A 19,879-nucleotide genomic window follows, 5' to 3' on the forward strand; every position below is an offset into this window, starting at 1 on the left:
GCGATGATCGCGTGCAGGAATTCCGAGAGAGACTCCGTTGGTTCACGACCAAGATTTCCACGAAAGAGGGAGACTCGGGTTCGATTCCCGGCCCACCTTGGTGGTGTAGCTCAGTGGCAGAGCCCCTCTTTACTTATATCCACCTTGGATTTCCCCCAAAATAGCCAGCTGTCCACCCTCACGCACGACCGCGCGCCCGCCCGCGACAGCGACGGGCCCTTGCCCGTGCCAATCGACGACCAAGGCTTCCACCGCGTCGAGCTGGTCGCCTTGCACCGGAACACCCTGCTCCAAAAGCCATGCAGCTAATCGACGCCTTCGGATCGGCCCCGCATCTTCCGCCAACTCCGCGCAGGAGGTGGTCGGCGCGAGGTCCGTCAGCGACGCAATCAGGGTTTGGTCCGCCGCAATCCGGTCAGCGGTGGCGGCGATCGCCGGCACGGCGTCACCGCCGAGAAGCTCGCTGAGCAGCGGCAGCACCTGTCTTCGCATCGCCACGCGGCGGAAGGCGGGGTCGGCGTTCATCGGGTCGTGCCACGGCTCGAGGCCGATCTCCTCGCAGGCGCCGACGGTGTCCGCGCGGCGGATCCCCAGAAACGGCCGGACGACGCGCCCGTTGCGCGGGGTCATGCCGGATGGGTTGCCGCGCAGCGCGCCAAGCAGGAGCGTTTCCGCCTGGTCGTCGGCGGTGTGGCCGACCCAGACATCAGCCCCGTACGCCAACAGCGCCTCGTACCGGGCACTACGTGCGGCGGCTTCAACGTTGCCCGGAGCTACCTCAACACGCACGACCTCCGCGACCAGGCCAAAAGCCTCAACCGCTTGCGCTGCCCGCTCGGCAACCTCGGCCGACCCGTCTTGGAGCCCGTGGTCTACCACCATGCAGCGGACGTCTTTGTTTTCTGCTGCTGCCGCGGCGGCCAACGCCAGCGAGTCAGGACCGCCGGACAGTCCGATGATGGCGGGGCCACCGAAGGGGCGGAGCGCTCGTCGACAAGCGAGAAAGTGCGGCGAGCGGCGCGGCCAGAACGGCTCCATCAGAACTCGCGTAGCGCGGAGGTGAACTCGTCCATGGCGCGGCGCGCGGCGAGGACGTCGGCGTCGTTGCAGATCAGCGCGAACGTGTAAACGTTGCCGTTCACGCTGGTCACGGTGCCGGCCAGCGACGCCGTGCCGTCGAGCGTGCCGGTCTTCGCGCGCACCCAGCCGCGGCCCGGGAGGTCGCCGTAGCGGTCCAAAAGCGTGCCCTCGCCGGCGGCCACCGGCAGCGCGGAAAGCAGGGGGCGCAGCTCGGGCATGGAGGTGGCGTCGTACAGCACCGCGTCCAAAAGTTTCGGCGCGATGAGATTGTCCGCGGACAGCCCGGAGTTGTCGCGCAGTACCAGCCCGGCGGTGTTGAAGCCGCGCTCTTCCAGCACGCTCAAGGTCGCCCCCGGCGCGTCCGTGGTGCCGCGCGCCAGCGCCACTTCGCGCCCGATGGCCTCAGCGTAGACGTTGTCGGAGTTCTTCATCATCAGCTCGAGCCGCTCCACCAGCGTCGGCGACTCCACCGCGGCGACGACTTCGCCGTCCGCAGCACCGACGCCGACGTTCTGCGCGCCGACGCGCTCGGCCAGCGCCTGCGCCACTTCGAGCGCCGGGGTGTGGGAGCGGGCCACATCCCCGGAGGTCTCGCCGTTCAAACGCCCGCCGGAAAGCATCGCCGGCTGCAGGGGTGCGACGAACCCGCCGTCGATGTCCAGCGGGTCCCAGCCCGGCATCAGCTCCGGCATGCCCTCCCAGGCGGAAGTGTCAATGAGCACCGTGTCGGCTTGCCCCACCTGCTGCGCTAGCTCGTCCATGGCGTCATCGTCCAGCCACACGTCGCCGGCGGCCTTGATCACCACCTCCCCCGGGTTCGCGCCGCGCACCACCTCGGTGGTGATGCGGTCTTGCGAGCCCAGGCTCAAAAGCGCCGCTGACGCGGTGAGCACCTTCGTCACGCTCGCCGGTGTCAGCGCTTCGTCGGAGGCGCGGTCGAACACCACGTCGCCGCTGCTCGCCTGCGTCACGTGGCCGTGGAAGGTGCCCAGGTCGGGGTTGTCGGCGAATGAGGCTAGGGCCGTTTCGAGCGAAGTGGCGTCGATAGGCGAAGGCGTCGCCGGCTCGAGCGCCTGCGGGGCCGACTGCAGCTCATACGGCGGCGCGTGCGTGATCTCCGAGAGCTGCTCGTGCGCCGCGATGCCGAAGCCCGCGACACCGCCGACCGCGGCGAGCGCGACGGCGCCTGCGGCCCAAGTCCATACCTTCATCGGCCAAGATGGTAGCCGAAGTATGATGGCGTGCGGACATTCACTGAACTCAGGCATCGAATAAAGGAGAAGTAATGGCTATCGAGGTCATCATCGAGATCCCCAAGGGTTCCCGCAACAAGTACGAGGTCGACCACGAGACCGGTCGCGTCTTCCTCGACCGCTACCTGTTCACCCCGATGGCGTACCCGGCGGATTACGGCTTCATCGACAACACGCTTGCCGATGACGGCGACCCGCTCGACGCCCTCGTGATCACCCCGGAGCCCGTCTTCCCGGGCGTGACCGTGATCGCGCGTCCGATCGGCGTGTTCAAGATGACCGACGAGGCCGGCGGCGACGACAAACTGCTCTGCGTCATCGACGACGTCCGCTACGAGTCCTACCAGGACATCTCCGACGTCTCCGACTTTGTCAAGGACGAGATCGAGCACTTCTTCGTGCACTACAAGGATCTCGAGCCGAACAAGGAAGTCTCCGGTTCCGGCTGGGGCGACAAGGCTGAGGCGGAGAAGATCCTCAAGGCGGCGCTCGACGAGTTCAAGCGCGTCGGCGACAACTCTCGCGAGGGCCTCGAGGCCGACAAGGACGCCAAAACCGTCAACTAATTTGCTTATCGACGGCTAAAGCCGGGCCCGCTCTAGGAGCCGGCCCGGCTTTTTCGTGCTTGCGCGGGTTTGAGGTTTCTGCCGGTGTTCTTTCTGCACGACTCCCCTCCCACGCTCGGATCGTCTAGCAGCACCCCCCGACTTACTAGACGATCCGCGCTTTATAGGCAATGATTCCCAACATCACCTGGGCAAATGCTTTGGCTTAGTGCGGATCGTCTAGCAGCAACCCCAGCTAGTGCGAATATGCGCGTCTAAACCAGGCGGCGACGAGCGAACGCAAAGAACCCCGCACCCAGGGCGCCAGCCAACACAAGCGCGAACAGTGCGCGGGCGACGGTGTTGGAACCAGTCTCCGCCTCCAGGCCTCGGGCAGGTGCGGCGTACGGGCTCGCGATCTGGCTCTCGACGGCAGCTTCGCCCGCAGCACGAGCCGCCTCAAGCCCCTGACGCCCGATCTCGCCCGCGTTTGCGCGAATCATCGCTTCAGAGTCCGCAGCCTCCTCCGGGCTGACGTCCGCGTTGACGCGGGTGACATCGGCAACGAAGGTGTGGCCGTCCTTGTTCAGGAATAACGTCTTGCCATCCAGGGTGAGCACCGGCGGGAACTTCACTAGGCCGTGGGCGACGGGAGTGTCGCTTGCCGGGTTCACGTCCTCGGCGCCGAGCGGCTCCTCCGGTGCGTTGTCCGGGGACGGGGCTTCGACGGGAGTCTCGGCGGAAGCTTCGGCCGGGGTCTCGGTGGTTTCCGGATCCGTCGGAACCGGCTCGCCCGTCGGCTGGTCGGCCGGCTGATCGCGGATCACACCAGAACCGATCAGCCCGGCAACGGCGGCATCCGCAACGGCGACCGCACGCTCCTGCTGGCCACTATCCAGCTGCGCGTACGGCTGCGCCGCCTCCTGGAGCGTGCGCACGTAGTGAGAGCCTTCCTCGTTGAGGAAATACTGCTCGCCGCTCACATCAGTGGTTTCGGCCGGCAGATCTTCAGCGGTTGCGGCGACCGGCACTGCAAGCAGCGCTGCGGCTGCAGCGGTGGCGACGGCGGCGGCACGGGTGGGGCGGTACATGACGGGCTCCTAGGAGACTCGGGGAAACTTGAGAGGTTGAACCTCAAGCATTGGTTGAGAGTTTACACACTTTGTCCCCACTTTTCACTCCAGTAACACGAGTTTCTCTCTGGAAAATGCAGATGAGGCCCGGTTACAGTCGCGTAACCGGGCCCCGGGGGCGGCCAGAGTTAGACCAGGAAGCGGCGGCCAGCCACGAAGGCGGCAGCGCCCAGCACGGACGCAATCACCAGCGCGAACAGGGTGCGCGCGATGGTGTTGGAGCCAGTCTCGGCTTCGACGCCACGGTTCGCGGCTGCAGCAACCTGCTGCGCGGCGATCTCGTCGGCGTGCTCAGCACGGAGCTGATCGGACTTCTCCTTCTCCTCCGGGGTCGGCTGCTGGTTCACACGCTCGGAAGAGCCGACCAGGGTCTCGCCGTCCTGGTTGAGAAAGTAGGTCACGCCAGCGATGACGACCGGGATGCCGATCGCAGCAGCAGCGATGCCCGCAATCGCACCCGGGGACAGCTCGGCGTTAACCTCGCCAGCGGCGCCGTTGGAGCTGCCCGCGCCAGCGCCGCCCAGGTTGGCATCCACAGTTGCGGAGACGGTGGTGTCCGTACCCGCCGGCACCGTAAGGGTGGTCGCGGTGGAGGTTGCAGAGGCGGTAGCCTCGCCGGTCGCCTCCGGCGCCGGGGCCTGAGGAGTGGTGGTGACCGTCGAATCGGCGGAGTTCTGACCAGCCTGGTTGAGATCCTTCTCGTTCCCCAGCACGATCGTCTCACCAGAGCCGTCCGCAAGGGTGGCGACAATGTCACCGTTGTCTGCCAGGGAAACCTTCGCGGCGTTCTCGGCGCCGGCCGGGGCGGCTGCAGCCTCCTTGTACTCGCCGTTGATCAGCTCGTAGTACGTGCCGTTCGGGGCAACGATAACGGCCGGGAAACGAGCCTCGATGATCTTCGTGGCGACCTCGGTCGGATCGATGTCGGTCTGTGCGTCGGCGGCGGGGGTTGCGGAAATTGCGATCGCGCCGGCCATTGCGGCTGCGGCGAGCGTGCGGATGGTGCGCTTCATAAGGGACTCCTATCGGGAAAGTCTAAACCTCAGGTCGAAGGTTACGCCACAACAGTAAACACCTTTCACACAAGTCTCAACTAAAACTTCAGACTTTTTGGGCAACGCCTGAAAACGCGCAGGTCAGCACCCGCAAAAGGACGTAAAAATCTTGACTACCGCGGCTCGAAGGCCATCTCGACCTCGTCGTCGGTCGCTGTTCCAGCCAGCTGCCACCCCACCACAGCGTTGCGCACACTGTCCGCCAGCAGGTTCGCCGGCTGGATGCAGGAAATGGTCAGCAACCTGCCCGGCATCGGCCCCGTCCCCCAAATCTCGGTGTTGCTCGCCAGCGCACCTTTGTCCGGGTCGTGCAGGTCGGTCGCGGTGTACTTCAGCCAGTCCTCGCCCGAGGTTTCCGTGCGCACGAACAGCGTGTCGCCGGTGGCTACGGTGTGGCGTTCGGCTTTGCCGTCGTAAAGCTTGTTAAAAACCGCGTCTACGCCCGCACCCGTATGCCCCGCCACGACCACGATGTCGCCGGCGTTTGTCCCCGGCAGCTCGTAGGGGTAGTCCTGCCCCGTCAGCGCGCACGCCTTATCCATGCTTTTCGGGTCGATCTTGCCGTCCACCACGCGGCAATCCGCTCCCTCAAACCCGGCGCGCAGCCCCAGCACCGGCACCACCATCTCCACCGGTCGCCCCTGTGTGATCGAGGCTGCAGCTTGTCGACGAGGCTCCGCCGACACCGACGTCTCCTGCTCCGGCGCCGGGTGGTCCGAAGGTTCGTCGTGAGGCAATGCCTTGAAACCGGCGCGCACAAGAAGAAACAAAATCAGCAGTGCGGCAATGCGGCGAACGTGGTACTTCACGACGGTTATCATACGAGCCATGAAGGAAGTTTCCGTAGATCAAGTCCCCGCAGATGCACAGCTTATCGACGTCCGCGAGCCCGACGAGTACGCCGCCGTCCGCGCCGAAGGTGCCGTGAACATCCCCCTGTCCGAGTTCGTCGCACGCACCGACGAAATCAACCCGGACCAGGACATTTACCTGATCTGCAAGTCCGGCGGACGCAGCGCGCAGGCCGGCGAATACCTGGAGCAGGCCCGTGGCTGGGACAACGTCATCAACGTTGCCGGCGGCACCACCGCCTGGGTAGAGAAGGGCCTGCCCCACCAGAACTAGGCAGTCTTAGGCGATCCCCATTGTTGGGCGCGTAAACGTAGTTATGATGAGGGGCATGTCCGCCCTCCCCGAGCTACCGTCCACACTGGCCAAGTCGCCCCATTTCCAGGTTGAACGCGTGCGCAGGCACACCAAAGACGAGGTGGAGCGCACCCTGGCTAAACACTCCTCCACCATGCGCGAGTACTGGATCCTCACCTGTGTGGACGGGAAGCCGATGAGCCAACGTCAGCTTTCCGAGCTGCTGTCCATCGACGCCTCCGACATGGTCCGCCTCATCGACAACCTGGAGAACAACAACTGGGTCACCCGCGAACGCGACCCGAAAGACCGCCGCCGCCAAATCGTCGCCGCGACAAAGAAGGGAACCAAAGCACTGGCGAAGCTCGCCGCGGATGTCGCGGAGGCGGAAGACCGTGCGCTCGAGGCATCTTCCAACAAGCAACTGAAGAGCCTGCGCAAGCTCTCCCAGGCCCTCGCGGCGGAGGAGTAGGGCGCTTCGGCGGCTACCCTTTCCGCCCCTGCCGCCCCTCTTCTCCGCGGATCCAGCTATCAAGCCCCAGCTAATCGGCTCCTGGAGGCGAAAATGGCAGCGCGGGCGGGCGCCAGTCGTGCTCCGGGCGGCCGCGCGGGCGGGTGCCAATCGCGCTACGGGCGGTACGGCGTCGCCGGCACCGAAACCGCGCCGCGGATGTCCGCCCTCGCCTTGGCTGCGTAGAGGCGGCGGATGCAGCCAGCCTCGTCGAAAATGATCTCAACGGGAAACAGGTGCAGCACCTCGTAGCCCTGCTCCTTCAGCCAGTTTTCCCGCCGCGTCATCTTCATGACCTCATCGTGCGGCATGTTCTCGAACTTCATGTACCCGTCGATCTCGATGATGAGGGTGCCCCATAGCAGGTCAACCCGGAAACGCCTGCCCACCCACATCTGCTCTTGCGGCTGAATCCCCAGCTCGGTGAGGATGGTGCGGAACAGCGACTCGTACGGTGACTCCGATTTCACCGAGCTCAGCTCGAGCGCCCAGCGCGCCAGGCCCACCCCTTTCTTCCCCGCCAAACGGTCGATCGTGGCCGCCAGTTCGAGCTGAATCGTCTCCTGCCCAAACGGGGTCTGTTCGCGATACAGGCTGTCCATCGCCGCCACCGCGTCGCGCACGCCGTGGAACCGGGCGATGTCGACGGCGGTGCGAGGGGCCGTCGTTAGGCGAATGCTCCCGTCGCCACCCGCGGGATCGAACGCATCGTGCTCGAGGATGTCCATGTCCGGAATCGGGATGTTGCGGTAGATCACCCCGTCGGGCCATTGGCTTTTCGACGGCGGCCGGCCGTTTCGCTGCGCCAACTCCACAAGCTCCGGCTCCTTGATGAGCATCCCGAGCCCCAGCGCCCTCGCCGCGGAACGGCCAATCAGCACCGCTTTGTGCGCGCTCACCCCGATTGCGTAGCACCGCAGGAATTCCTGCTCGTAGCGCTTCAGCCCCGCCCACTTCGCGGCAGGAACAAACTTTGTCGCAGACAGCTGCACGCACTCTTGGTGTTCCACGTCCCCGCGCGCCACGAGCAGCGCGACCAGTTTTGCCTGATCCATCGATCCCCCCCATTTTTCTTTTGTCTCCCCCGAGACCGGTTTTGACAGTAGCAGCATGCGCGAAACCTCGCAGCGCTTCCGCGGATCCAGCTACAAGGGCCCAGCTAATCGGCTCCTGGAGGCGAAAATCGAGGTGCGGTTAGCTGGATCTGACCGGGGAATGGTGGCGCGGGGGCCGGCACGAGACCCCAGACACCGCAACACCGACAACGTGGGCGGTCGCAAATAGTTGGCATCTCCCATGATTTGCGGATTTTCAACGCGCTATTAGCCTTATCCGCATGTCTCAGGCCGAAAATCCGCTCCTCCGCAGCCACCTCGCCCCGCCAGAGCGAACGCTTATCGACATCCTCACGGCCACCGCCGCCGATTACCCGGATGCCGCCGCGATCGACGACGGCGGCGCCAACTCTGCCAGCGACGGCGTGCTCACCTACGCCGAACTCGTCGACGAAATCGAGCGCCGCGCCACGGAGATGCGCAAGATGGGCGTGCCTGATGGGGGTCGCGTGGGGGTGCGGATGACGTCGGGAAGCAGGGAGCTCTACCTTGCAATCCTGTCCACGATGCGCGCGGGCTGCGCGTACGTGCCGGTGGACGCGGACGACCCGGACGAGCGCGCGGAGACCGTTTTCGGCGAAGCGGACGTTGACGCGATCTGGACCGACGACGGCCTGCGGGTGCTCAAGCCTGCGCAACCGGCCCCGTTGGGCGAGGTCACTCCGGACCACGACTGCTGGATCATCTTCACCTCCGGCTCCACAGGTAAGCCGAAGGGTGTGGCGGTAACGCACCGCTCCGCAGCCGCGTTCGTGGATGCGGAGGCGCGCCTGTTCTGCCAGGACAACCCGCTCGGCCCGGACGACCGTGTGCTGGCCGGCCTGTCCGTGGCCTTCGACGCGTCCTGCGAGGAGATGTGGCTGGCCTGGGGCCACGGCGCGTGCCTGGTGCCGGCGCCCCGCGCGCTGGTGCGCTCCGGCCAGGACCTGGGCCCGTGGCTGATCCGCCGCGACATCACCGTCGTGTCCACCGTGCCAACGCTGGCCGGACTGTGGCCGAAGGAGGCGCTGGACAACATCCGCCTGCTCATCGTGGGCGGCGAGGCATGCTCGCAGGAACTGACCGACCGCCTGGCGGAGGGCCGCGAAATGTGGAACACCTACGGCCCCACCGAGGCGACCGTGGTGGCCAGCGCGAAGCAGCTATTCCCGGGCGAGGCCGTGACCATCGGTTGGCCGCTCGACGGCTGGGATTTGGCGGTGGCCGACGACGGCGAGCTGATCATCGGCGGCGTGGGCCTGGCCCGCTACCTGGATCCGGAGAAGGACGCCGAGAAGTACGCCCCGATGGGCGATTGGGAGCGCGCCTACCGCACCGGGGACCACGTCAAACTCACCGATAACGGCCTGGCGTTTATCGGCCGCGCCGACGACCAGGTCAAGATCGGCGGGCGCCGCATTGAGCTGGGCGAGGTCGAGGCCAACGTCGCTGCCCTCGACGGCGTGTACAACTCGGCCGTCGCGGTGCAGGAGTTGCCGTCGGGTGACAAGGTGCTGGTGGGTTACGTCTCCCCCAACGAGGGCACCGAGCTGGACGTGCCGCACATGCGCGAGCGCCTCGCAGAACTTATGCCGGCGGCGCTGGTGCCGCGCCTGCACGTCATGGACGAGCTGCCCATCCGCACCTCCGGCAAGGTGGACAAGAAGGCATTGCCGTGGCCGCTGCCCGCCAGCGTGGACGCGGTTGGCTTGAGCGAGACCGAGACGTGGGTGGCGGAGCAGTGGGTTGAGGTCCTCGGCCTGGACGTGCCGGGCCGCGACGCGGACTTCTTCGAGCTCGGCGGCTCCTCGCTCGCGGCCGCCGCGCTGATCACACGCCTGCGCGAGCGTGTGCCCACCATCGCGGTGCGCGATCTCTACGACCACCCCAGGTTGGAAACGCTTGCCTCGCTTATCGACGAGCTCACGCTGTCCAACCGCACCGCCAAGCGCGAACGCGAGGTAGAGCCGGTCGGCGCCGGCACCCGCGTGGCGCAGACCTTGGCGCTGATCCCGGTGATGACGTTGAAGGCCGCCACGGCCGTGACGTGGGTGGCTATCGTGGCGAACCTGCTGGGTCTGACCGAGCTGAGCTGGTCCTGGCTAGCCGCCGCGTTCGTGGTGCTGTGCACCCCGTTCGGGCGCATCCCCATCGGCGCGCTGGGCGCCCGCATCATCCGTGGCCGCATCAAGCCCGGCGTGTACAAACGCGGCGGCGCGCGGCACGTGCGGCTGTGGGCGGCCGAGCGCTGGCTGGCGGCCTCCGGCGCGCTGAATATCTCCAGCGCCAACGCCGCGAAGATCACCGCCCGGATGCTGGGCGCGAAGATCGGCAAGGGCGTGGACATGCACGCCTTTGCACCGGTGACGGGCCTGCTTTCCATCGGCGAGGGCTCCGCCATCGAGCCGGAGGTGGACCTGTCGGGCGTGTGGCTCGACGGCGACGAGTTCCACGTCGGCGAGGTGCGCATCGGTGCGGAGGCCCGCGTCGGCGCGCGCTCCACGCTCATGCCCGGCACTGAGATCCGCGACGGCGCGCACGTGGAGGCCGGATCCACCGTCACCGGCCGCAAGCCTGTGAAGAAGCGCTCGCGCTGGGCGGGCTCCCCCGCGCGCAAGGTGGGCCGCTCCAAGCACCGCTTCCCCAACGAGCGCCCGCCGCGCCGCCCGCTGTGGGCGTTCGGCTACGGCTTGACCTCTCTGTTCCTCGCGCTGCTTCCGACTGCGGCGGCTGTCGCTGGCGCCGCCGCGACGGTGGGGCTGGCGCACCTTACGCACACCTCGTCGGTGTGGGGCCTGCTCGTGTTCGCCCCGGTCGGCGGGCTGGTCTACATCGGTTGCGGTCTGGGGTTGACGTGGCTGGCCGTGAGGTTGACGCAGATAGGCGTAAAGCCCGGCGTGTTCCCGGTGCGCAGCGTGCACGGCTGGGCGCTGTGGACCGTGACCAGGCTTATGGACGACGCCCGCACCCGCTACTTCCCCATCTACGCGGGCCTGGCCACCCCGGTGTGGCTGCGGTCGCTGGGCGCGCACATTGGCGAGCGCGCCGAGGTGTCCACCGCCGTGATGGTGCCGAAGCTGACCGAGGTGCGCGACGGGGCCTTCCTTGCCGACGACACCATGGTGGGCACCTACGAACTCGGCGACGGCTGGATCCGCACCGACCGCACCGTGGTGGGCAAACGCTCGTTTTTGGGCAACTCCGGCATGCTCGCGCCCGGCCGCAAGCTGGCCAAGCAGTCGCTGGTTGCGGTGCTGTCCGCGTCCCCGAAGAAGTCCAAGGCAGGATCGAACTGGTGGGGCTCCCCGCCGGAGCGCATGCGCCGCGTCGAGGTGGAGGCCAGCGGCGAAGCGACCTACAAGCCGTCCGCGTCCCTGATGCGCAAGCGCGGGTTGATTGAGACGCTGCGGCTTTTGGCTCCCATGACGCAGGCGGTGCTCGCCGCGGTGTTCGCCGCGGGCGTGGTGACGCTGCTTGAACACTTTGGCTTCTGGACGTACCTGCTCGGCGGCCTGGTGTGGATGGCCGTGGGCGTGCTCGCCGTGCTGTCCGCCGTGGTGGCGAAGTGGGTGCTGGTCGGTCGCCATAAGGCTGCCGAGCACCCGCTGTACTCCTGGTTTGTCTGGCTCAACGAGCTGCAGGACCAGTTCGTCGAGGTTGTCGCCGCGCCGTGGTTCTTCAACTGGGCCTCAGGCGCCGGCGAGATGAACCTGGTGCTGCGGGCGCTGGGCGTGCGCGTGGGCCGCGGCGCGTGGATCGAGTCCTACTGGTTCCCGGAGACGGACCTGTGCGTGGTGGGACGCGGGGCAAGTGTCGGCCCGGGCACGGTGGTGCAGACACACCTGTTCCAGGACCGCGTGATGTCCCTGGACACGGTGTCTATCCTGGACTCCGCAACTTTGGCCGCCCACTCGGTGTCCCTGCCGGGCTCCGTGATCGGCGCGGGTGCGACGGTGGGCCCGGGCTCGCTGGTCATGCGCGGCGACGAGGTGCCGGCCATGACTGTGTGGCAGGGCAACCCGGTGGAGCCGCAGTAGGGGTTTATTGCCCTACGATCTGTGCAATCCCTTTCATTGGGAATAGCAGGTGCAGCGGCTCCCCCGGCATCTCGCGGAAATCTGCGTGGCGGAGGTAGAAGTCCTTCGCCGACTGGTCGAGCGCGTGGACCACAACTGCTGCCGCCCCGGCCGCCGCTGCAGCTGTGAAACACCGCGCTAAAGCATCGCGCAACAGCGCTCGACCAACGCCTTTGCCCTGCGCACCCGCGTCCACAGCCAGCCGAGCAAGAATGATCACGGGAATCGGATCCGGCCGGCCTCTTGCGAAGCTGCCCGGCGTGGCCTCCTTTTCCAACCCCCCGGTACAGATCGCGTAATAGCCCGCGACCCGCTCGTTCCACGTCGACACATAGACAGCGCAGTTTTTCGCGCGCTGGTTTTGCAGTGCATACCGGTGGAACCACAAGTCCAAGGATGAGACTCCACACCGAAACGACGCTCGGTCATCGCTTTTCACCAACTGCCGTGGCGGCTGAAGGACGCCTTCAGCCGCCAAAGCTGAATTCCTTCCCGAATGGACTGTCTGCCGCAAACAGCTCAGCCAACTTCCTAAAGTCTGCGGGATGCTCTAGAAGTTTCTCCACGTGCGAGAAGTTCTCTTCACTCAGAACGAACCAACGCTGATCAGCGAGCACCATTTCAGCTCGCTCAACAGCGCTCTCCAGCACAAACTCCGAGACTGACTTATTAGTCGCCTCCGCAGCCTGCCTGAGCCGGTCATCTTGTAGCGCCGTGGTCCGAAGATTCAACCGGCGATCTTTCACTGTCATTCGCCTCCCCCCTCGATGATGTACGCACATTGTACATACGGTGCGGTGGCGTACGTCAACGGATCTGAAACGGCAGCCAGTGGATCAGTGGATCAGCTCCCGGGGCACTGCCGGCAGGCCGAGGCCACCCAAAACTTCCTGCACACGCGGCGCAAGCACCGCAAACGCCCCGCCAATCGCGGCGAGAATGCCAATAGCTACCGCGATCTTCTCGCCGGTGGAGGAACCGCCAGCGGTATCCGCGGGCGTATCCGGGTTGGGCTCTGCCGGGGGCGCCGCCACGCGCTTCTGCTTGGAAAAGTCCTGGTACTTGATCATCTTCGCCTCGCCGTCGGGGTTGGCCAGGCCGTGGCCGTCCTTGAAGTCCCATGCCTCGACGCGGATGCGGTCGTCGTAGACCTTCACACGCAGGCCGGTCGCGGCCTTGTCGTCCACGATCTCCTCGTCGTGGTCGCCGTCCGGCAGGTACTCGTTCAAGATCGCGCCCGTGTTCACCACGGGGAAGCCGATGGCGCCCTGCATGGTGCCGTCGTAACGCCTGGTGCCCCACCAGTTGTTCTGCTTCAGCGAGGAGTGCGAGTGACTGGTGAACGCGACAACGTCGTTGTACTTCGACAGAACGTCGGAGATAGCCTGCTCATCCTCGAAATCGTTCTGATACCAGGCGGAATGGCTCATGGACACAGTCCCCGGCAGCAGCGGGTGGGTGAACACCAGCGCGGTTACGCCCTGTGCGTCCCAGTGCGCGAGGCGCTCGTCCAGCCACTGCAGCTGCTCGGCGGAGATGCGCTGGAACGGCTCCTTGCCCCCGCGGTCGATGTCGGAGTAGTACTCCGTGTTGACGGAAATCAGCGGCGTGCCGTTGACCACCACCTCGTTCCACGGCTTGTCTTGCCCGGAGTATTTGAGGAAGCGCTGCGTGTGCACCTCCGAGGTTTCCTTGCCGTACATTTCGTGGTTGCCAATGGTCCACAGCTCCACACCTGAATCGTGCGGGACTTCCTTGCGCGCGGCGAGGAATCTGTCCCACTGCTCCTGGCTGCCGTTGTCCACCAGGTCGCCGTTGATCACCAGCGCGCCCGCTTTCTCCGGCATGGCGTTGAGGCGGCTAATGGCCAGCTTGTAATCCTCCGGGTCGTCCTGCGGGTCGGAGATGACGTCGATGATGGTGTTTGGCTTGTCCGCGATCTTGGTAAACGGCGCACGCACCGTGACGTTGTCCACTGCCCACCAGTAGTCGTCGTTGCCGCCGAGGTAGCCGAAGGTCACCTGCATGGTCTTGGCGCCTTCCGGCACGTCGAGCTCGAAGTACTCGTGTGAGGAGTAGCGGTCGTGCGTCAGCTTATCGACGACCTCCGGTTCCCCACCATCGTAACTCACCGCAACCTGCGCTACCTGGCCGTCCTTGCCCTGGCGGTAGTGCTGGTCAAACTCGAGGGCGACGGTGTCCTGGCCGGCAACGTCGATCGGCGCGGTGTTCATGCGCGCATCCATGGAGTCGCGTTCGGCCAGGCGCTGCTGCTTCGAGTCGATGATGGCGAACTGGTCGTGGCCTTGCGTGAAGAAGTGGCGCTCATCCGTGCTGGCGGCCCACGTCCAGTGACGCACGTCCGAGACCGTCCAACCGTTCCAGCGCGCCTCCCCGGAGGTCACGCCGGAGACCTTCTGCGACCAGCCCTCCGGCAGGTCGTGGGTGAAATGTGCGGGGTTAGCTACCCCGTCGAAGCTTTCGAAGTACAGGTACGGGCGGGTGGATTCGGGGAACGCGTCCGGCTGTGCAGCCAGCGCGTGCGGGGTGGCGGCAGCGATCGTGAAGGCGGCGACAGTAAACGTGGCGGCGGTGTGGCGTGTTGTCATGCATCAAAAATTAGCGCCAGCTTAGAGATTCCGCAGCGCAAGTTCAGACAGCAAAGTGCCCGGCTGACGGTTTCAGCCAGGCACTGTCTGCGGCTAGCCCCTCAGACGGAGCAAGAGCTCCTAGTCGCCGATCTGGTCGCGGCCGCGCTTCACAATCAGCGGGTCCGGCTCACCGACAACCTCGTGGTCCTTGTTCGTGTACTCGAACTTGGACAAGATGTAGCGCATCGCGTTGAGGCGGGCGCGCTTCTTGTCGTTGGACTTGATGGTGATCCACGGCGACTCGTCGGTGTCCGTGTAGCGGAACTGCTCCTCCTTGGCGCGGGTGTAGTCCTCCCACTTGTCCAGGGAGGCCAGGTCCATCGGGGAGAGCTTCCACTGGCGCACCGGGTCCACCTGGCGGATGGCGAAGCGGGTGCGCTGCTCCTTCTGGGTCACGGAGAACCAGAACTTGGTCAGGGAGATGCCCGAGCCGAGGATCATGTTCTCCAGCATCGGCACCTCACGAAGGAACTCGGCGTGCTGGGATTCGGTGCAGAAGCCCATGACGCGCTCGACACCGGAGCGGTTGTACCAGGAGCGGTCGAAGAAGACGATCTCGCCGGCAGACGGGAAATGCTGGATGTAGCGCTGGAAGTACCAGGACGTGGACTCGCGCGGGGACGGCTTCTCCAGCGCCACGGTGCGCGCACCGCGCGGGTTGAGGTGCTCGTTAAAGCGCTTGATGGTGCCGCCCTTACCGGCTGCGTCGCGGCCCTCGAAGAGGATGATGTGGCGCTGCCCGGTGTCCTTGGTCCAGTTCTGCCACTTCAGCAGCTCGATCTGCAGGGCGCGCTTTTCCTTCTCGTAGTCATCGCGGGAAAGTCGCTCGTCGTACGGGTAGTTCTCGCGCCACGTCTGAATGGCGGTGCCGTCCGGCATGAGCAGGACGGGATCGTCCTCGTCGGTATCGTCGACGACCCAACCCTCGGTCTCGGCGAGGTCGATCATCGGCAGTTCGTCGTCTTTATTGTCAGCCATATTTACCAGTCTATTCGGCCCGGGCGCGGTATGCCGGAGAAGTATCCAGAAATGAAAAGGCCCCGCCGCTTAGCGACGGGACCTTCGGCTATGCGCGTTACAGTTACGCGACCAGGCCCATCAGCTTGGAAACAGCCTCAGCAAGGTCACCGAGGTTGCCCAGCAGCTCAACGAGAGCGCCCGGAACCTGGGTGATGCCGTTGTCGCCGTTACCGGAGGAAAGTGCAACCCAGTTAGTCAATGCTTCCATGATAATTCTCCTTTAAAAGTTTTCTGTTGGGTGATGCGAAGGCTTACTTGGAGACCTTGTCAGCGAAGTCCTTGAGGGTCTTCGGGGTCTTGGTGAACAGCTTGGAGAGGTTCTTCGCGAAGGTGGCGAAGTCAGAGAGAGCGCTCTTAACGGTCTTGAGATCGAAAGGCATTGATTTCCCCTTTTCGATAGGTGCCAGTGATTGTCTGGCAAATCTTGACAGGTACTGACACCCGGTGGGCGTCACAGGTGGAATTTTGCCACATCAAGCAGCTGCGTCAAGCGCTTTCTGAAAATTAGATTTGCAACACACAGGCAGCTTCCAGCTGGTAGACGTTCACCGAAACGTAACCTTTTCGCGACCGGGCCGATAACCTGCCACGACCGGTCCCCGAAAGTTAACACCAATTGAATTGGTGCTGAAACGTGTAACCCATTCGGCCTTGGGGACGATGTGTACGCGTCCAAAATCCCCACACGATCGTGACTTTTTACACCAATCCGGGGGTGCACCGGAGGGGCGTCGAGAGGCATGAAAAAAGCGCGCCCCGAAGGACGCGCTTTCAACGGCTAAGGCTGATTTACATCATGCCCATAGCTTCCGGGTCCATGCCCGGGTTGGCAGCACCAGCCGGCTCCGGCTTGTCAGCCACGACAGCCTCGGTGGTGAGGAACAGCGCGGCGATGGACGCAGCGTTCTGGAGTGCAGAACGGGTCACCTTGGCCGGGTCGGCGATGCCGCTTGCCAGCATGTCCACGTACTCGCCGGTTGCGGCGTTGAGGCCCTCGCCGTCCGGGAGGTTGGCAACCTTGTCGGCCACCACGCCCGGCTCCAGGCCCGCGTTCAGCGCAATCTGCTTCAGCGGGGAGGACAGGGCCTCGCGGACGATCTTCACGCCGGTGGCCTCGTCGCCCTCCAGGCCGAGGTCGTCGACGAGCTCGTTGGCGGCCTGCAGCAGGGCCACGCCGCCGCCGGCGACGATGCCCTCCTCAACAGCAGCCTTCGCGTTGCGCACAGCATCCTCGATGCGCAGCTTCTGCTCCTTCAGCTCCACCTCGGTGGCGGCGCCGACCTTGATCACCGCAACGCCGCCAGCCAGCTTGGCCAGGCGCTCCTGCAGCTTCTCGCGGTCGTACTCGGAGTCGGAGTTGTCGATCTCGGCGCGGATCTGCTTCACGCGGCCGTCGATCTGCGCCTGGTCGCCGGCACCCTGGACGATGGTGGTCTCGTCCTTGGTAACCACGACCTTGCGGGCCTGGCCGAGCAGTTCGATGCCGGCGGTCTCCAGGGACAGGCCGACCTCCTCGGAGATGACCTGGCCGCCAGTGAGGATCGCAAGGTCCTGCAGCATCGCCTTACGACGGTCACCGAAGCCCGGTGCCTTCACAGCCACAGACTTGAAGGTGCCGCGGATCTTGTTCACCACGAGGGTGGACAGGGCCTCGCCCTCGACGTCCTCGGCGATGATCAGCAGCGGCTTGCCGGACTGCATGACCTGCTCCAGCACCGGCACGAGCTCCTTAACGTTGGAGATCTTGCCGGAAACCAGCAGGATGTACGGGTCCTCGAGCACTGCCTCGCCGCGCTCCATGTCGGTGGCGAAGTATGCGGAGATGAAGCCCTTGTCAAAGCGCATGCCCTCGGTGACTTCGAGGTCCACGCCAAAGGTGTTGGACTCCTCAACCGTGATCACGGATTCCTTGTTCACGGCACCGTTGCCCACGGCGTACATCGCCTCGGCGATCTTTTTGCCAATCTCCGGGTCGGACGCGGAAATACCAGCGGTGGAGGCGATCTCCTCCTGGGTCTCAACTTCCTTGGCCTGGTCCAGCAGGTACTTGGACACCTTGTCGGTGGCGGCCTGGATGCCGCGCTTGATTCCCACCGGGTTGGAGCCAGCTGCGACGTTGCGCAGGCCCTCGCGCACCAGCGCCTGAGCGAGCACGGTGGCGGTGGTGGTGCCGTCGCCGGCGACGTCGTCGGTCTTCTTGGCAACTTCCTTGACCAGCTCGGCGCCGATCTTCTCGTACGGGTCCTCGAGATCGATCTCCTTGGCGATGCTCACGCCGTCGTTGGTGATGGTCGGGGCGCCCCAGGACTTCTCCAGCACCACGTTGCGGCCCTTCGGGCCGAGCGTGACCTTCACAGCGTCAGCCAGGGTGTTCAGGCCGGTTTCGAGGCCACGACGTGCTTCCTCGTCGAATGCAATCATCTTTGCCATGTGAGTGTGTCACTCCTTGTATATAGGCGTTCATGGACGATCACTCAGGTCGTCGGTGCAAGCAGGCGCCCGCGACGGCACGGCTGACGAGTGGTCTCAGCCTCACCCGCTCTATTCGTATTATTTGGCACTCGGTTTACGTGAGTGCCAGCCACATTTTTAGCACTCGACGGGGTTGAGTGCAAGGAACGCAACGGGTGTGGAGGATGCCGGGGCGAGGATGCTTACTGCTAGATGCTTACCGGCCCGAGGATGCTTACTGCAGGATGCTTACTTCTCGAGTAGCACGGGCGAGAACGCCGGGGGTTACTCGAACAGTAAGCATCCTGGGGTAAGCATTTAGCCGGGTAAGCATCCTGGGGTAAGCATTTAGCCGAACAACACCGCCCAGAATCACCGCCGAACACAGCCACCGAGCCGGCCCCGCCAACGCTGCTAGCGTGGTGCCATGACTGCACAAAACGGATCACAGAACTACACCCCGCAACGCGACCGCATCTTCAACGACCTGTCCAAACTGGTCTCCTTCAATTCGGTGCACTCCACCCCTGAGCTGGCGGATCAGCACGAGGACGCCTGCGCCTGGACTGCGAACGCCCTGGGGGATCTTGGGCTGGACGTGACTCGCTACCCCACGGTGGATGACGCGGACACGATCGTCGCCAAGCGGGAGCCCAAAAACGGCGCACCGACAGTCCTGCTGTACTCCCACTACGACGTTGTCCCCGCGAACAACCCGGACGCCTGGACGAACAGCCCGTTCGAGCTGACCGAGCGAGACGGCCGCTGGTACGGCCGCGGCGCCGCGGATTGCAAGGGCAACCTGGCCATGCACTTAGAGGCACTGCGCCTGCTGGAGGAAAACGGCGGCACTGACCTGGGCCTGAAGGTTGTGGTCGAGGGCTCCGAGGAGCTCGGCGGCAAGGACGGTCTGGGCAAACTCATCGTGGAAAAGCCCGAGGTGTTCGAGTCGGACGCGATCCTCATCGCCGACTCCGGCAACGTGGCTGCCGGTGTACCTACGCTGACCACCTCGCTGCGCGGCGGCGCGCAGGTGAAGGTGACGGTGGAGACACTGGATAACCAGGTCCACTCCGGCAGCTACGGCGGCGGGGCCCCGGACGCCGCGCACGCCCTGGTGGTTATCGCGAACTCGCTTTTCGACGAGCACGGCCGCACCACCATCGACGGCGTGGACACCACCGCGAAGTGGGACGGCGACGCTTACGACCGCGAGTCCTTCCGTCAGGATGCGACTGTGCTCGAGGGCGTGCAGCTGCTCGGCACCGCGGACGACGAGCCTGCCGACCTGGTGTGGGCGCGCCCGGCAGTGACCATGATCGGCTTTACCTCCACCCCGGTGGCCGAGGCCATGAACGCGGTGAACGCCCGCGCGGAGGCCCAGTTCAACCTGCGCGTGCCGGCCGGCCAGAGCGCCGCCGAGATCGCGCAGAAGATGGAGCAGCACATCAAATCCCACACCCCGTGGGGCGCCAAGGTCGAGGTTGAGGTCAGCGGCATCAACGAGCCCTTTGCGACGGATCCTTCGGCGGGCGCCGTGGCCGCGCTGGGCGAGTGCCTCAAGGATGCCTACGGTGCCGACAAGCTGTCCGTGGTCGGCTCCGGCGGCTCCATCCCGCTGACCATCACTCTGCAAAACACCTTCCCGGACGCGGAGATCGCGCTCTACGGCGTGGAGGAGCCGATGTGCGGCATCCACGGCGTGGACGAATCCGTGGATCCGACAGAGATCGAACGCATCGCGGTAGCGGAGGCTGCTTTCCTGCAGCGTTTCGGCAAGTAGCACCAAAAATCGCTACAGTTAATTTCCAACGGCCGCGCCACCGGTGTTGACGCGTAGATACCCAGTTACCGCTGGAGTGAG

18 protein-coding genes are annotated in these 19,879 nt (G+C 65.1%); 5 read left to right on the forward strand and 13 right to left on the reverse strand.

The genetic code is table 11. The features are described from left to right. Positions 1-129: 129 nt before the first annotated feature. Both tilS and dacB read right to left on the reverse strand, forming a co-directional pair. Positions 130-1,038 carry a tRNA lysidine(34) synthetase TilS gene (gene tilS / locus CIHUM_RS09500; RefSeq protein ID WP_273680209.1) on the reverse strand — a complete coding sequence of 303 codons (909 nt, stop codon included), beginning with the start codon at positions 1,036-1,038 and terminating at the stop codon, positions 130-132. Further along, positions 1,038-2,291 (reverse strand): D-alanyl-D-alanine carboxypeptidase/D-alanyl-D-alanine endopeptidase, encoded by a 1,254-nt coding sequence (dacB, locus tag CIHUM_RS09505; RefSeq protein WP_035000101.1) that lies wholly within the window; start codon positions 2,289-2,291, stop codon positions 1,038-1,040. The genes tilS and dacB overlap by 1 nt, the downstream gene beginning before the upstream one ends. A gap of 74 nt (positions 2,292-2,365) precedes the next feature. On the opposite strand from dacB, the gene CIHUM_RS09510 reads away from it, so the two are divergent. Further along, positions 2,366-2,899, forward strand: coding sequence for an inorganic diphosphatase (locus CIHUM_RS09510; protein WP_035000102.1), 534 nt, complete (start codon positions 2,366-2,368; stop codon positions 2,897-2,899). Between the two features lie 254 nt (positions 2,900-3,153). On the opposite strand, the gene CIHUM_RS09515 is transcribed toward CIHUM_RS09510, so the two are convergent. The 3 genes from CIHUM_RS09515 to CIHUM_RS09525 form a co-directional block, all read right to left on the reverse strand. Next, the gene (locus CIHUM_RS09515; RefSeq protein ID WP_051106516.1) at positions 3,154-3,969 is read right to left on the reverse strand and encodes a hypothetical protein; all 816 of its coding nucleotides are present in this window, start codon (positions 3,967-3,969) and stop codon (positions 3,154-3,156) included. Positions 3,970-4,139: 170 nt separating this feature from the next. Beyond that, positions 4,140-5,024, reverse strand: a complete 885-nt coding sequence (locus CIHUM_RS09520; RefSeq protein ID WP_035000103.1) for a hypothetical protein — start codon at positions 5,022-5,024, stop codon at positions 4,140-4,142. A gap of 155 nt (positions 5,025-5,179) precedes the next feature. Beyond that, on the reverse strand, positions 5,180-5,875 hold the full coding sequence (locus tag CIHUM_RS09525) for a sortase family protein (RefSeq protein ID WP_238635385.1): 696 nt from the start codon (positions 5,873-5,875) through the stop codon (positions 5,180-5,182). A gap of 19 nt (positions 5,876-5,894) precedes the next feature. Between CIHUM_RS09525 and CIHUM_RS09530 the strand changes: the two genes are divergently transcribed. Together CIHUM_RS09530 and CIHUM_RS09535 are read left to right on the forward strand one after the other, a co-directional pair. Beyond that, the gene (locus CIHUM_RS09530; protein ID WP_035000105.1) at positions 5,895-6,191 is read left to right on the forward strand and encodes a rhodanese-like domain-containing protein; all 297 of its coding nucleotides are present in this window, start codon (positions 5,895-5,897) and stop codon (positions 6,189-6,191) included. A 55-nt stretch (positions 6,192-6,246) separates the two neighbouring features. Beyond that, positions 6,247-6,684 (forward strand): MarR family winged helix-turn-helix transcriptional regulator, encoded by a 438-nt coding sequence (locus CIHUM_RS09535; protein WP_035000106.1) that lies wholly within the window; start codon positions 6,247-6,249, stop codon positions 6,682-6,684. A gap of 155 nt (positions 6,685-6,839) precedes the next feature. Here the strand turns inward: CIHUM_RS09535 and CIHUM_RS09540 are convergent, their stop codons facing one another. After that, the gene (locus CIHUM_RS09540) at positions 6,840-7,778 is read right to left on the reverse strand and encodes a PDDEXK family nuclease (RefSeq protein ID WP_035000107.1); all 939 of its coding nucleotides are present in this window, start codon (positions 7,776-7,778) and stop codon (positions 6,840-6,842) included. Between the two features lie 281 nt (positions 7,779-8,059). On the opposite strand from CIHUM_RS09540, the gene CIHUM_RS09545 reads away from it, so the two are divergent. Beyond that, positions 8,060-11,854: a Pls/PosA family non-ribosomal peptide synthetase gene (locus CIHUM_RS09545; RefSeq protein WP_035000109.1), complete on the forward strand. Its 3,795-nt coding sequence runs from the start codon at positions 8,060-8,062 to the stop codon at positions 11,852-11,854. A gap of 4 nt (positions 11,855-11,858) precedes the next feature. Here the strand turns inward: CIHUM_RS09545 and CIHUM_RS09550 are convergent, their stop codons facing one another. The 7 genes from CIHUM_RS09550 to groL all read right to left on the reverse strand — a co-directional run bounded on the left by CIHUM_RS09550 (position 11,859) and on the right by groL (position 17,994). Beyond that, positions 11,859-12,287, reverse strand: coding sequence for a GNAT family N-acetyltransferase (locus tag CIHUM_RS09550; protein WP_158293380.1), 429 nt, complete (start codon positions 12,285-12,287; stop codon positions 11,859-11,861). Positions 12,288-12,360: 73 nt separating this feature from the next. Then, positions 12,361-12,645: a type II toxin-antitoxin system TacA family antitoxin gene (locus CIHUM_RS09555; protein ID WP_035000111.1), complete on the reverse strand. Its 285-nt coding sequence runs from the start codon at positions 12,643-12,645 to the stop codon at positions 12,361-12,363. Positions 12,646-12,729: 84 nt separating this feature from the next. After that, positions 12,730-14,502, reverse strand: a complete 1,773-nt coding sequence (locus CIHUM_RS09560; protein WP_051106517.1) for a metallophosphoesterase family protein — start codon at positions 14,500-14,502, stop codon at positions 12,730-12,732. 120 nt (positions 14,503-14,622) lie between these two features. Beyond that, positions 14,623-15,522, reverse strand: a complete 900-nt coding sequence (gene ppk2, locus CIHUM_RS09565; RefSeq protein WP_035000112.1) for a polyphosphate kinase 2 — start codon at positions 15,520-15,522, stop codon at positions 14,623-14,625. Positions 15,523-15,625: 103 nt separating this feature from the next. Continuing rightward, entirely contained in the window at positions 15,626-15,772 is a 147-nt protein-coding gene (locus CIHUM_RS09570) for a hypothetical protein (protein WP_158293381.1), read from the reverse strand. Positions 15,773-15,815: 43 nt separating this feature from the next. After that, entirely contained in the window at positions 15,816-15,944 is a 129-nt protein-coding gene (locus tag CIHUM_RS09575; protein ID WP_262360376.1) for a hypothetical protein, read from the reverse strand. A gap of 409 nt (positions 15,945-16,353) precedes the next feature. Further along, positions 16,354-17,994: a chaperonin GroEL gene (gene groL, locus CIHUM_RS09580; protein WP_035000113.1), complete on the reverse strand. Its 1,641-nt coding sequence runs from the start codon at positions 17,992-17,994 to the stop codon at positions 16,354-16,356. Between the two features lie 448 nt (positions 17,995-18,442). Between groL and CIHUM_RS09585 the strand changes: the two genes are divergently transcribed. Next, entirely contained in the window at positions 18,443-19,798 is a 1,356-nt protein-coding gene (locus CIHUM_RS09585) for a dipeptidase (protein WP_273680210.1), read from the forward strand. Positions 19,799-19,879 lie beyond the last annotated feature (81 nt).

Origin of the sequence: Corynebacterium ihumii, from assembly GCF_028609825.1 — a bacterium.
In the GTDB taxonomy this organism is placed as follows: domain Bacteria; phylum Actinomycetota; class Actinomycetes; order Mycobacteriales; family Mycobacteriaceae; genus Corynebacterium; species Corynebacterium afermentans.

Bases quoted from the DNA above. Each gene is read 5' to 3' on its own strand.
- tilS (WP_273680209.1), bottom strand. From the start codon at position 1,038: ATGGAGCCGTTCTGGCCGCGCCGCTCGCCGCACTTTCTCGCTTGTCGA.
- dacB (WP_035000101.1), bottom strand. From the start codon at position 2,291: ATGAAGGTATGGACTTGGGCCGCAGGCGCCGTCGCGCTCGCCGCGGTC.
- CIHUM_RS09510 (WP_035000102.1), top strand. From the start codon at position 2,366: ATGGCTATCGAGGTCATCATCGAGATCCCCAAGGGTTCCCGCAACAAG.
- CIHUM_RS09515 (WP_051106516.1), bottom strand. From the start codon at position 3,969: ATGTACCGCCCCACCCGTGCCGCCGCCGTCGCCACCGCTGCAGCCGCA.
- CIHUM_RS09520 (WP_035000103.1), bottom strand. From the start codon at position 5,024: ATGAAGCGCACCATCCGCACGCTCGCCGCAGCCGCAATGGCCGGCGCG.
- CIHUM_RS09530 (WP_035000105.1), top strand. From the start codon at position 5,895: ATGAAGGAAGTTTCCGTAGATCAAGTCCCCGCAGATGCACAGCTTATC.
- CIHUM_RS09535 (WP_035000106.1), top strand. From the start codon at position 6,247: ATGTCCGCCCTCCCCGAGCTACCGTCCACACTGGCCAAGTCGCCCCAT.
- CIHUM_RS09540 (WP_035000107.1), bottom strand. From the start codon at position 7,778: ATGGATCAGGCAAAACTGGTCGCGCTGCTCGTGGCGCGCGGGGACGTG.
- CIHUM_RS09545 (WP_035000109.1), top strand. From the start codon at position 8,060: ATGTCTCAGGCCGAAAATCCGCTCCTCCGCAGCCACCTCGCCCCGCCA.
- CIHUM_RS09555 (WP_035000111.1), bottom strand. From the start codon at position 12,645: ATGACAGTGAAAGATCGCCGGTTGAATCTTCGGACCACGGCGCTACAA.
- CIHUM_RS09560 (WP_051106517.1), bottom strand. From the start codon at position 14,502: ATGACAACACGCCACACCGCCGCCACGTTTACTGTCGCCGCCTTCACG.
- ppk2 (WP_035000112.1), bottom strand. From the start codon at position 15,522: ATGGCTGACAATAAAGACGACGAACTGCCGATGATCGACCTCGCCGAG.
- CIHUM_RS09570 (WP_158293381.1), bottom strand. From the start codon at position 15,772: ATGGAAGCATTGACTAACTGGGTTGCACTTTCCTCCGGTAACGGCGAC.
- CIHUM_RS09575 (WP_262360376.1), bottom strand. From the start codon at position 15,944: ATGCCTTTCGATCTCAAGACCGTTAAGAGCGCTCTCTCTGACTTCGCC.
- groL (WP_035000113.1), bottom strand. From the start codon at position 17,994: ATGGCAAAGATGATTGCATTCGACGAGGAAGCACGTCGTGGCCTCGAA.
- CIHUM_RS09585 (WP_273680210.1), top strand. From the start codon at position 18,443: ATGACTGCACAAAACGGATCACAGAACTACACCCCGCAACGCGACCGC.